The sequence below is a fragment of the Evansella sp. AB-P1 genome, from assembly GCF_029688925.1.
GTDB lineage: Bacteria > Bacillota > Bacilli > Bacillales > Salisediminibacteriaceae > Evansella.
Window position 1 is genome coordinate 13891 of the sequence record NZ_JARUKY010000034.1, and the last position, 13370, is coordinate 27260.

Annotated in this window: 9 protein-coding genes and 1 other annotated feature; of the genes, 1 reads left to right on the forward strand and 8 read right to left on the reverse strand. The window is 35.0% G+C overall.

What is annotated here, in order from left to right; genetic code table 11:
* Window positions 1-65 precede the first annotated feature (65 nt).
* The 8 genes from QA612_RS22015 to guaB all read right to left on the reverse strand — a co-directional run bounded on the left by QA612_RS22015 (window position 66) and on the right by guaB (window position 11086).
* Window positions 66-1808: an ABC transporter substrate-binding protein gene (locus QA612_RS22015; RefSeq protein ID WP_278285983.1), complete on the reverse strand. Its 1743-nt coding sequence runs from the start codon at window positions 1806-1808 to the stop codon at window positions 66-68.
* Window positions 1809-1922: 114 nt separating this feature from the next.
* Window positions 1923-2909 carry an ABC transporter ATP-binding protein gene (locus tag QA612_RS22020; RefSeq protein WP_278285984.1) on the reverse strand — a complete coding sequence of 329 codons (987 nt, stop codon included), beginning with the start codon at window positions 2907-2909 and terminating at the stop codon, window positions 1923-1925.
* A gap of 13 nt (window positions 2910-2922) precedes the next feature.
* On the reverse strand, window positions 2923-3906 hold the full coding sequence (locus tag QA612_RS22025; RefSeq protein WP_278285985.1) for an ABC transporter ATP-binding protein: 984 nt from the start codon (window positions 3904-3906) through the stop codon (window positions 2923-2925).
* Window positions 3907-4619: 713 nt separating this feature from the next.
* Window positions 4620-5894, reverse strand: a complete 1275-nt coding sequence (gene serS / locus QA612_RS22030; RefSeq protein WP_278285986.1) for a serine--tRNA ligase — start codon at window positions 5892-5894, stop codon at window positions 4620-4622.
* 73 nt (window positions 5895-5967) lie between these two features.
* Window positions 5968-6180, reverse strand: a binding site (T-box leader).
* A gap of 45 nt (window positions 6181-6225) precedes the next feature.
* On the reverse strand, window positions 6226-6810 hold the full coding sequence (pdxT, locus tag QA612_RS22035; RefSeq protein ID WP_278285987.1) for a pyridoxal 5'-phosphate synthase glutaminase subunit PdxT: 585 nt from the start codon (window positions 6808-6810) through the stop codon (window positions 6226-6228).
* Between the two features lie 37 nt (window positions 6811-6847).
* Complete coding sequence (pdxS, locus tag QA612_RS22040; RefSeq protein ID WP_278285988.1) at window positions 6848-7735, reverse strand: pyridoxal 5'-phosphate synthase lyase subunit PdxS; 888 nt, start codon at window positions 7733-7735, stop codon at window positions 6848-6850.
* Window positions 7736-7991: 256 nt separating this feature from the next.
* Window positions 7992-9398, reverse strand: coding sequence for a D-alanyl-D-alanine carboxypeptidase family protein (locus tag QA612_RS22045; RefSeq protein WP_278285989.1), 1407 nt, complete (start codon window positions 9396-9398; stop codon window positions 7992-7994).
* 230 nt (window positions 9399-9628) lie between these two features.
* Window positions 9629-11086, reverse strand: coding sequence for an IMP dehydrogenase (gene guaB, locus QA612_RS22050; protein WP_278285990.1), 1458 nt, complete (start codon window positions 11084-11086; stop codon window positions 9629-9631).
* 253 nt (window positions 11087-11339) lie between these two features.
* Here guaB and QA612_RS22055 point away from each other — a divergent pair, with 253 nt between their 5' ends.
* Window positions 11340-12281, forward strand: coding sequence for a YaaC family protein (locus QA612_RS22055; protein ID WP_278285991.1), 942 nt, complete (start codon window positions 11340-11342; stop codon window positions 12279-12281).
* Window positions 12282-13370: the final 1089 nt, after the last annotated feature.

The following is a 13370-nucleotide window of genomic DNA, read 5'->3' on the forward strand; positions in this document are numbered from 1 at the left end:
GATAAAACAAGTGCACGGCCATGGCCGTGCACTGCTTTTACCTCAACACGACAAGTATTGTTTTATTATTGTTCTAAAGTCCAAAGATGTGCATCAGAATAAATTCCTGCAGGGTAATGCTTCACATTTTGAATTGCAGAATTGTAAGCATAAATGTTGTCAGAAGAATACAAGAACACTTGTGGTACTTGTTCTGACATATGAGCAGCCCAATCAGAATACGCTTGCTTACGGTAATCTTGATCAAATGCTTCTGGCGCTTGAATTCCTGCACGGATTAACTCATCACTTACAGGATCGTTCCAACGAGTATAGTTATATGGTGCAGTTGATAACCATAGTGCAGATGGGTCAGGATCTGCTGCAGATAAACTCCATCCAGCAAGGTACATATCCCAATCATGATCGTCTTCTTCAACTAAGTCAAAGTGAGGACCAGCTTCACGTGGGTTACGTAAGTCAACGCGGATACCTACTTCTTCTAAGTTTTCAACAATGATTGGAGCAGAACGTTCACGTACTGCGTTACCTGTTGGGTAATCAAAGTTTAAAGTCCATTCATTTCCGTCTGGATCTTCACGGAATCCATCTCCAGTTACATCTACATAACCAGCTTCATCTAATAATTCTTCAGCAGTTTCAGGGCTGTAGTCATATGGGTTTACAGCACTTTCATCAAATGCCCAAGACGCTTCTGGGAAGTTTGCATTTAAAACTGTTCCCATCCCGTGTAATAAACCATCTACAAGTGCTTGACGGTTAATTGCATATACAATTGCTTGTCGAACACGTACATCAGCAATTTTTTCGTTTTCAATCCAGTTATCAGGGTCAATTACACCAGCTTCAACATCTTCTGTTGTACGGTGGTGTAGCTTAAAGCCCATGTACTGATATCCAAAGTCTTGTGTTACATACGTTGTAATATGCTCTAATGCGTCAACTGTGTCAAAGTCAGCTGCAGGTACACCATTTGGTTCAGCAATCATATCAATTTCGCCATTTTCAAGTAGACCAGGCATGATGGATTGCTCGATTACACGCCAAGTAATTCCTGCTAAACCTGGAGCTCCTTGCCAGTAGTCATCATAAGCAGTTAACTCATAACGTTCACCTTCAAGCATGTTTGTTAATTGGAAAGGACCAGTACCAATTACTTCGCCAGCATTTCTAGATGCAGAGTAATCAGGCATTTCTAAAATTGGAACATCGCCAAAGATATGTTCAGGTACGATGATAAAAGCAGCATCGAAAATAGCATTAATGTTTGTATCTGTATAAGTAAATTTAACAGTAAGTGGGTCGATTGCTTCAACAGTTTCAAGGTCAGCAACATAATTTGTACGAACTCCACCTGCTGCAACATAATCTTCATCCATTAAAACATTGTATGTGAATACAACATCATCAGCAGTAAATGGTTCCCCATCATGCCAAGTTACACCTTCATTTAATGTAAATGTAATTTCTGTAAAATCATCATTGATATCCCAGCTCTCAGCTAGAGAAGGCTCCCAATCTAAGTTTTCATCTAACTTAGCAAGTGCTTCATGTGTGAAATCTAAGATGTTTGCTTCATATGCATCAGAATAGAATAACGGATTGAACTGATGCCCTGGAGCAGAATACATCGCTGCAGTAATCGTTCCACGTTCTGTAGAATCAGAATCATTGTTATTATCATTATTTTCTTCGTTATTATTGTCGTTGTTTCCACCAGCTTCTTCATTATTATCACCACAAGCCGCTAAAACTAGCATGAATGATAATGCTAAAACTAGCACTAGCCATAATTTACTTGACTTCATAAGTTCATTTACCCCCTTAGTTTGTTGGAAAATTCTAAAAATAATAATTAAAACGTAATCGTTAACCCTTTCCCGCCCTCACCTCCTTAAATCGTAGTGAATTTTCTAGCTATACTATTTTTCCTCAGATGTATATAAGTGGCATGCCACGTACTGCTCATTTCCTTGATGAAGTAACTCTGGTAGTTCAACTTTACAACGTTCATGTGCTTCTGGGCACCTTGTATGGAAAGGACAACCTGATGGAGGATTTGATGGACTTGGTAATTCTCCTTTAAGAGTAATTTTTTCTCTCTTTCTCTCCATATCAGGAATAGGTACTGCAGATAAAAGAGCCTGAGTATATGGGTGAAGTGGATTTTCAAAGATTTTATCCTTTGGTCCAATTTCAGCCATCTTTCCTAAATACATAACCCCAACACGATCACTAATATGTTTAACAACACTTAAGTCATGAGCAATAAACAAATACGTAAGATCAAATTCATCTTGTAGATCTCCCATTAAATTTAATACTTGTGATTGTACTGATACGTCTAACGCTGATACAGGCTCATCACCGATTATTAATTTTGGGTTTAATGTCAATGCTCTAGCTATACCAATTCGTTGTCGTTGTCCACCTGAAAATTCATGCGGGTATTTTGACCTAGCTTCTGCTGGTAAACCAACTTTTGCAAGAAGATCAACGACTTTTTCTTTTCGTTCTTTTTTAGTTAATGTATTTTGAACAATCATTGGCTCTTCAATTATCTCTCCAACACTCATCCTTGGATTTAGTGAAGCAAATGGATCTTGGAAAACCATTTGCATATCTTTTCGATATGGTCTCATTTTTCGATTACTTAAGGTAGAAATATCATCCCCTTCAAAAATGACTTGACCTTCTGTAGGGTCTAGTAATCTAAGAATCGTCCTACCTAGTGTAGATTTCCCTGATCCTGACTCTCCTACAATCCCTAGAGTTTCACCTTTATAAATCTCAAAGGATACATCGTCAACAGCTTTTACATGTCCAATGGTTCGCTGTAGAACGCCGCCTTTAACGGGAAAGTACTTTTTTAAATTTTTAACTTCAAGTAACTTCTCTCTTTCGCCCAACTAAAACCCCTCCTTAATCCTCATAGAGATAGCATCTGACTTTATGATTAGTTTCCGTCTCTAAGAGGTCAGGATTTGACTCTCTACATTTATCCATCACATGCTTACATCTTGGTGCAAATCGACAACCTTTTGGAAAACGATGTGCAGGAAGAACGGATCCTGGAATAGACTCTAGACGTTCTACATCTGCATCTATATTCGGAATACTTGCTAACAATCCATTTGTATATGGATGCTTTGGATTCGTAAATAGTTCATGAACAGTTGCTTCTTCAACAACTTGACCACCATACATAACTAGCACTCTATCTGACACTTCTGCCACAACCCCAAGGTCATGAGTAATTAGTAGTATAGAAGATTCAAATTTTTCCTTCATTTGAACCATTAAGTCTAGTATTTGCGCTTGAATTGTTACATCTAAAGCAGTAGTTGGTTCATCCGCAATTAGTAATTTTGGATCACAGGACATTGCAATGGCTATCATTGCTCGCTGTCGCATACCACCAGAGAGTTGATGTGGATATTCATTTACAATTTCTTCAGCCCTTGCGAAACCTACTAATTTAAGTAGATCAATTGCTTTATTATATGCTTCTTTCTTTTTCATTTTTTTATGTTTCATCAAAGACTCAGAAATTTGATTCCCTATTGTAAATACAGGATTTAATGATGTCATTGGTTCTTGGAATATCATTCCGATATCATTTCCTCGAACTTTCATCATTTCTCTTTCAGAAAGTTTCAATAAATCTTTACCTTCTAAACTAATAGATCCTTCAACAATTTTTCCTGGAGGTGATTGAATTAATCTCATTATCGATAATGAGGTAATACTTTTTCCACTACCAGATTCACCAACAATTGCAAGAGTTTCTCCTTTATTAATGGTGAATGCTACGTCATCAACAGCTTTTGCAACTTTATTATCATCCATATAAAAATATGTTTTTAGGCCCTTAACCTCTAACAAGGCTTGTTCTTGATTTTTCATTTACTCACCCCATCATCTTCTAAAAATCATTGTTGAATTCATATATTAAAAAAATGCTTTTAATTTAATATGATAATTTATTCATTTATGAGTATAAGAATTTATTCAACAATCTAATAGATTTTTCAATTAAAAACTAGCTTTCTTTATCATAGACAATAATTTATCATAGTTCTTTTAATAAGTACATAGTTTTCTAATAATTATTTCTAATCAAAAACTTCCAACCATTGAATTATCTGAATAAAAATAATATTTATCCAGCAGTATAATTATAATTAACCGCTTTTACGAAGGTTGTTGAGTATATATTCTCTAAAATGTATTTTTATTAAAATATGGAACTAATTTCTTTTGTTAGATTATCTTACCACTATATATATATTTTGAAAATTAAGAAAATAGCTCTTTTTTTCATTATAATTTCATTTATTAATAGTTGCAAGATTACTTTACTTTTTTATAAAAACTTATATAATTATTCTATATTTGAATAACGTTTTAAATCGCTAAAGTGTTTCTTATATTATTTTAATTAAAACTATAGTTTTACTTTGAATTGATTTTTAGTAAACTATCACTTCTCCATTAAACCCATGAAAAGACAAATTCAATATGAAGTAATTAGTCCCAATGGACTTTTTAACCTCAGCTATATACCTTTTTCAAAACAAACAAAGACAACCTACATTTTTGAAGGTTGTCTTTGTTAACTATTTTATTACTTCTAAACCACCCATATAAGGTCTAATAACCTCTGGTATGATAATCGAACCATCAGCTTGTTGGTAATTTTCAATAATAGCCGCGACTGTTCGACCAATGGCTAATCCAGATCCATTTAATGTGTGCACATATTCCGCTTTTCCCTTAACATCACGTTTAAATCTAATATTTGCTCGTCTTGCTTGGAAAGACTCAAAATTACTACATGAAGAAATTTCTCTGTACGTATTATTACTTGGAATCCATACTTCAATATCGTATTTTTTTGCAGCTGTAAAGCCTAAATCTCCAGTACACATATTTAATACTCGATAAGGAAGTTTTAGAAGTTTGAGTACTTTTTCTGCATGTGAAGTTAATAACTCTAGCTGATCATATGATTCTTCAGGTTTAACAAAACGTACAAGCTCCACTTTATTAAACTGATGTTGACGTATTAACCCTCTTGTATCCCTACCTGCAGAACCTGCTTCAGAACGGAAGCAAGCACTATAAGCAGTGTATGTCTTAGGAAGATCCTCTCCATTCATGATTTCGTCACGATGTAAATTAGTTACAGGAACTTCAGCAGTAGGAATCAAAAAATATTCCTCTTCTCTAATTTTAAATGCATCTTCTTCAAATTTAGGTAACTGACCAGTCCCAGTCATGCTATCTCTATTTACCATGTACGGAGGAAGTACCTCTTCATATTCATGTTCATCTTGATGTAAATCCATCATAAAGTTAATTAATGCTCTTTCTAAACGCGCACCAAGTCCTTTATAAAAAACAAATCTACTTCCTGTTACTTTAGATGCTCTCTCAAAATCTAAAATACCCAAATTTGTAGCTAACTCCCAATGGGCTTTTTCTTCAAAATCAAAATTTCGAACTTCTCCCCATCTACGTATTTCTTCATTTTCATCTTCATCTGCTCCTATAGGTGCACTTTCATGGGGAATATTTGGAATAGATAGTAATAATTTATTGAGCTGTTCATCTACAACTCTAAGTTCATCATCAAGTTCTTTTACCTTATTAGATACATCTTTCATTTCTGAAATAAGGTCATCTGCATTCTTTTTCTCACGTTTTAACTGAGAAATTTCTTGGGATACTGTATTTCGCCTACTCTTTAATTCTTCAACCTCTTGAATTAATTCTCTTCTTTTTACATCTAATTCTTCAAATCGATCTAAGTCAGAAATATCTTCATTTCGATGACTAAGCTTTTCCTTTACTTCTTCAAAATGATTTCGAAGTAATTTAATATCTAACATGTTAATCCTCCTTTAAAAATTATGTATTTTCAGCGTAATTAACAATAAACACAAAAAACTCCCGTCCCTATTATAAAGGGACGGGAGTTACCCGCGTTGCCACCCTAGTTGAAGTGAAAAATACACTCCCACCTTGTATCGAATAACGATCGATTAACCGAAGTAACCTACTTTTTTCAATTACTTACTCAGGGATGGATTCACGATAGTGACTCACCGATTTTCAGCAACCATCGGCTCTCTGAAGAGTACAACTATTGTTACTTTTTCCCATCAACGCTTTTTATATTGATTTTTATAATTCTATCATACCCAAAGAAGAATTATTTAATCAAGCTGGTACGATACAATTTCGTACCATATTTACAAAATATTGATGCATTCTATTATCATCAGTTAATTCAGGATGATAGGAGCATGCTAAAAATGGTCCTTCTTTTGCAGCAACAATTTCACCGTTAAATTCTGCTAGAACCTCTACACCTTCTCCTACTTCTTGAATAATCGGTGCGCGAATAAAAACTCCCTGTACGTCATCGCCTATACCTTTTACAGATAGGGTTGCTTCAAAGCTCTCCCTTTGTCTACCAAAGGCATTTCGTTCCACCTTCATATCCATTACTGCAATGTGAGGCTCAACTTGTCCAACCAATTCCTTTGCCATTAAAATTGCTCCTGCACATGTACCAAAAATTGGCTTTCCTTTTGCTGCAAAATCCTTCAATGGTTGATAAAAACCATATTTATTAATAAGTCTCCTCATTGTGGTACTTTCTCCACCGGGAAACACTAAACCATCTAATTGATCTAATTGATCAACTTTTTTAACGATAATAATATTAACATCATGGGCTTCTAAAGCTAATACATGTTCTCTTACTGCACCTTGAAGTGCTAGAACACCGATGTTAATCATGATGCCTCACTCCCTTCCATAGATGGAAAAAGAAATATTACCAACCACGATCTTGCATACGATCTTTCTTTTCAATCGTTGCAATCTCGATACCTTTCATTGCAGTACCTAAGTTTTTAGATAACTCTGCAATTAATGCATAGTCTTCATAATGAGTTGTTGCTTCAACAATAGATCTAGCAAATTTCTCAGGATTGTCAGATTTAAAAATACCTGATCCTACAAACACACCATCAGCACCTAACTGCATCATTAAAGCAGCATCAGCTGGAGTAGCAACTCCCCCTGCAGCAAAGTTTACTACTGGTAATTTACCTGTACGTTGAATTTCTAATAATAATTCATATGGAGCCCCTAAATTTTTAGCTTCAGTCATTAATTCATCTGAAGACATTCCAATTACTTTTTTAATTTGAGACTGCATCATACGCATATGACGAACAGCTTCAACAATATTACCAGTTCCCGGTTCACCTTTTGTACGAATCATGGAAGCACCTTCCCCAATTCGACGTCCTGCTTCACCTAAATCACGTGCACCACAAACGAATGGAACTGTATAATCTCTTTTATTTAAATGATAAACTTCGTCAGCAGGAGTTAATACTTCACTTTCATCAATATAGTCTACACCCATTGCTTCTAATACACGAGCTTCAACAATATGTCCAATACGACATTTAGCCATTACTGGTATTGTCACTGCATTTGTAACTTCTTCAACAATTGTTGGATCTGCCATACGAGCAACTCCACCTGCGGCACGAATATCAGAAGGAACTCTTTCAAGAGCCATTACTGCTACAGCACCTGCTTCTTCAGCAATTTTTGCTTGTTCGGCATTAACAACGTCCATAATGACGCCACCTTTTTGCATTTCCGCCATACCACGTTTAACACGATCTGTACCTGTTTGTCTTTCCATTTGTGTTGCACTCCTTTATTTTAACTAGTATATTTGGATGTTCAATTGGCTTTCATTCCAATATTCCCTACTATATTATAACTAAAAATACGACTAAATCGATAGGAATTGAAAATAAAACAGAATTTTTTTAAAAAAATTACAATAGCCAAATAAAACAAATGATTCTGTATGTTATTATAATGTTATTTTAAAAATAAGCAAATCTATTTGCAAAAAAGTGGAGAGTAGCCTCTCCACTTTATGATAACACTTTTTACAACCATCCTCGGAATGTATCAGCTATGGAGCCCCACAAACCAGAGAAAAATCCACCAATATTCCTTATCATAAGAGAGAACCAACCAGCTCTTTCAACAGCTTCATTTGTTACAATATCCACTTGACGTGAACTTGGATTAGTATCTTCTAAATATTTTTCCTCTCCGCTACCTGTATATTCAACAATCATTTTTCCAATTACTTGATTAGCTTCAATTGGAGCTTCTAATCGTCCTTCATCATCAAGTAAATCTTCATCAAATTGTATAGAATAGGTATAAGACTCTTCTTCACCTCTATAAATTAACGCTGATACTGCATCTGTTGTTGATATAGAAACCTCATCTTCAGTTCCATTTACTACAGGAATTGTTTCATATCCTTCTAATACCATTTCAGCAGGAAATATTTCTTCTCTATGAAAATTATTAAAACCAAATTCCATTAACCTTTCTGTTTCATTAAACCGTTGAGCTCTTTCTTGCAGACCCATAACTACAGTAATGAGACGTTGACCATCTTTAATTCCAGTACCAGTAAAGCTAATAAAGCCAGCTCCTAATGACCCAGTTTTTAAACCGTCTACATATTCATAGTCATGCTGCGGTTCAATGGATCCAGGAAGCATCCAGTTCCAATTTTCCATTAATATTTGATCTTCTGTTCCTTCTTTAAACCATTTATCAGGAATACTTTGTGTATCTAATACTTCAGGGTAATCATTTAATAGTCGATAAGCAAGAATTGCTGTTGCTCTAACAGACATGTAATTATCTTCATTTTCCCCTGTCCCTTCAGGATGATTTCCATCTAAATGATGATTACTAAGCCCAGTAGAGTTTACAAATTGAAAATCCCCAATTCCACGACTAGCTATTTCGTCCAAATTAGACAAACCTACTTTTTCTCCCTCTTCTCTTAAAAGGGTTCCCATACCTATCTCTTTACCTTTTTCGTTCATCATTTCAATAAATCTACTGTATGAACCAGCAATAAGTTCACCTAAAGCCATCGTTGACGCATTTGCAGAATATATTGCTACAGATTCATATAGATCTCTCACAGTATACTGTTCATCCACTCTTAACATAACGTTAGATAAATTTTCGTCATGAGATAAAGCAGCTAATTCTGAACTAATTGGTACTATTTGATCCCAGGATATATCTCCATTTTCTACAGCTTCAAGTATTAAGTATTCTGTCATCATCTTTACCATACTCGCTGGTATTAAAGGAGTGTCAATATTTTTTTCGTACAATATTTTCCCTGTTTCTGCATCTACAATAATTGCGCCTTCCGCAATCGTATCGATATTAGCGCTAGCTGTATTTATAAAAGGAAATATACTCATAAATGAAAAAGTAAATATGAAGCTAATTAAACCCAGTTTTTTTAACATGATTAATCCTCCCATTATTAAATCCTTATTAATATATATAAACGGACTAATATTTTAATTAGAAAAAATCTCCTTCCACTTAAAACATTTCATCACTGTAGAATAAAATCTTTTACTCTACTTTCTTTGATATCAAACAAACATCAAACGTCATTTTACCATAAAAAACACAAAAAAAATAGATAGGATAAACACCTATCTATTGAAAAAAATTATATTAATTTTTACCATTAAAGAGAATAATTTGGAGCTTCTTTCGTTATTTGAACATCGTGTGGGTGGCTCTCTTTTAGTCCTGCATTTGTAATACGAATAAAGTGAGATTCTTCTCTTAATTTATCTATCGTTTCTGTACCACAATAGCCCATTCCAGCTCGAATACCGCCTACAAGCTGATGTATAGAGTCTTTTAATGGTCCTTTATAAGGAATTCTTCCTTCAATACCTTCTGGTACTAGCTTTTGATTTCCTTCTTGGAAATAACGATCTTTACTACCTTTTTCCATCGCCCCAAGAGAACCCATACCTCTATACACTTTAAATTGTCGTCCTTGGAAAATTTCTCTCTCTCCTGGACTTTCTGTAACACCTGCCAGTAAACTTCCCAGCATGACCGTATGAGCCCCTGCAGCTAAGGCTTTTACAATATCTCCTGAATATTTAATTCCGCCATCTGCAATAACAGGTATTCCATGCTTTCTTGCTTCTGTTGCACAATCATATACAGCTGTTACTTGAGGAACCCCAATACCAGCAACAATTCGAGTTGTACAAATAGAACCAGGACCAATCCCAACTTTAATAATATTCGCACCAGCTTTAATAAGATCTCGTGTAGCATCAGCTGTAGCCACATTACCAGCGATTATATCTAGATCTGGGTATTGTTCACGAACTTCTCTTACTTTGTTTAAAACACCCTGTGAGTGCCCGTGAGCAGTATCAATAACTAGTACATCAATACCAGCTTCTACTAATGCTTTCGTTCTTAAGTCAGAATCTCCACCAACACCTACTGCAGCCCCAACAATTAATCTTCCTTGAGAATCTTTCGCAGAGTTAGGGAATTCAATAGCCTTTTCAATATCTTTAATTGTAATTAATCCCTTTAAAATACCATCATCATCTACAAGGGGAAGCTTTTCAATTTTGTATTGTTGTAATAAACTCTGAGCCTCATCTAGGGTTGTACCAACTGGTGCTGTTACAAGACCTTCTTTAGTCATTACATCCTTAATTGGTATTGAATAATCATTAATAAAACGAAGATCACGATTCGTTATGATTCCAACTAGCTTTAAATTTTCATCAGCAATAGGTACACCAGAAATGCGATATTTTCCCATTAGGTGCTCAGCATCAAAAACTTGGTGGTCTTCAGATAAATAAAATGGATTAGTAATGACACCACTTTCAGAACGTTTTACTTTATCTACTTGCTCAGCTTGTTCTTCAATAGACATATTTTTATGAATGATACCTAATCCACCTTCACGTGCAATAGCAATTGCCATTTGAGCCTCTGTTACCGTATCCATACCAGCACTAATAATCGGAACGTTTAATTGTAATGAATCTGATAACTTCGTTTTGACACTAACGTCATTCGGAAGTACTTCAGATTTTGCTGGAACTAGCAAAACGTCATCGAATGTTAGTCCTTCCTTTGCAAATTTATTCTCCCACATGAGATAACCCAATCCCCTTTCAAAATATAACCCAAAATATTATTAGTAGCTTATCAATTGGACAAACTACTGTCAAGGTAAGAGTAAATGTTTTGTCAATTCCAAAAATTCAAGAGATATATTTACAATGGCTAAAAGTGAAAGGTATAAAACAAAATCTCATTCTAAATAATATGTTTTAATCTACAAACTTTAGTTTTAATCCTTTTATATTATTCTTATTTGAAACAATCCTACATAAGGTGGAATTATTATGAATAGCAATATTACTTTTACAACTGTATTTAAGTCGGTTGAATATGTAAAAAAATACTTGATGCTAAATTACGAAAAAAAAGGCATAACGAATGGAACAGAATTAGCTTTTAAAAATGGCTATTCTTTTGTTTATTATATTAAGCTTGGAGATACTTACTTTAAGCAAGCAACATTAGCACCTATTACTATTCAACCTGTTTTATTTTTTTATGGTATAAGTCATTGGCTTAAAGGTGCACTCTTAACAGTAGATCCTGAATATCCAGCAACTACCCAAGTGCTTGCACATGGGGTTTCAACACGAAAAAGGAAAAAACAAGGGTATCGTTTCCTATCGGATGAAATAAAAGTTCAAAAGGATGGATTTTTCCCTTACCTATCAAATCAACTTTTTAATTTTAAACAATTAACTGGGGAAAAATATAAAATGAGTCATTTACTAATGGCAATTCCAGAATTGAATGAAACGTTTAAAGTATTGAATAAAGATTCTCCTTTAGAACCATGCGAATATAAAGAAAATAATATCCTTGTTTCAAACACATTATTAAGAAAGCTTAATTTTTCACCAAAGCGCTATGAATTAATGGTTAAAGAAAAAACAAAAACAGATATAACATGCATTGAAAACAGAGACACTTTGAAAATTTCATTACCTAAACAAAATAAACATCAATTTCCACTTTTTAAAACATTAGATGGAACTACATATATTCCAGCAATACTTCCACTATACTGGAGATTACCAGAAATTCTTGCGCACTTTTTATTACTATACAATTTAAGTATGATATGTCGCTATGAAGCCGAATGGTGGGGAGAAGTTTTATATTCTTATTCATCTAATGATTTATGTTATATTGAAAGCTTTCTTTCCTATGTACAACAAAAAACTCCTTACTTAATGGAGTCACTATTTTTAAATGAGTGGAACTGATAAAAAAAGCGCAAGGCGCCCCAATTCCGCCTAAGTACAGCTTACGTCCTGTAGGCAACGGCATAGTATCGACATCCTGTCTCCCACCGATATGCAAATGTTCTGGCCGTTAAAAAGTGCTTTTTACTTTTTATACGGACAGGTTATTTGACACAAGGTGATGGCGCATGGACCTTTTACCTTTTAAAAAAGAGGACTTATAAGAAAAGCGTGAGCATCATAACGAACCTGTTATTTATTACAATGGAGTGTAGCATACAAAAACAAATTTGTTAAAATAGATTAAAATCGAAATAGGTTATGTTAGTACTTAGCTATTTTTATAGACAATGTTTCCTTTTTTTGGAGATTGGAGAAGTGATTTCAATTACGATGAGGGCTATATCCGGTCCGGGGAAAGGAGCAAAATCAGGATATGCAGTCGTCTAGAGCTAGTCTAGAAACCCGAAAAACTGTTGATTCGGAAATGCGATCATCTAGAAACGGTCTGACGACTGGAAAAATGCTAAATCCTGAAATGCGGTCGTATAGAAGAAATATCCTATTCATTAGCCCTGGAATGCCCTTGGAAACGCAACTACCATCTCTTCTTATAAAAGAATCCTGACCTTCTAGATTCTTTTAGTTAAACCAATAAGAAAAGCGCAAGGCCCCCGCCTATCGGAGACAAGCAAATGTTCTGGCCGATAAAAAGTGCGATGTTATACTTTTAATCGGCCAGGTTATTTGACCTCGAGCCGATGGCGACTGGAGCTAGACAACGTTAGAATAAACTTATATGTAAATTCTTATCTTTCAAAAAAAGACACTCTCCAACGAGAATCTCTTCATTTGCCTAGCGACGTCCTACTCTCACAGGGGTAACCCCCAACTACCATCGGCGCACGAGCTTTACTTCCCTGTTCGTGCTGCGGCGAACGTTGACCGGCAAATCTCTTCGTCATCTTCCGTCGTTCGATTCTCATGGGCATAGCCCATTCCGATTCTCTCTCCATCGTTTCCTCGACCTTCTTTGTCACCGTGTGCCTCGCTTCTTACCCGGTTTATTCTATTTCAAATTTACTTTAAACACTCTATTATTTCTTTAAA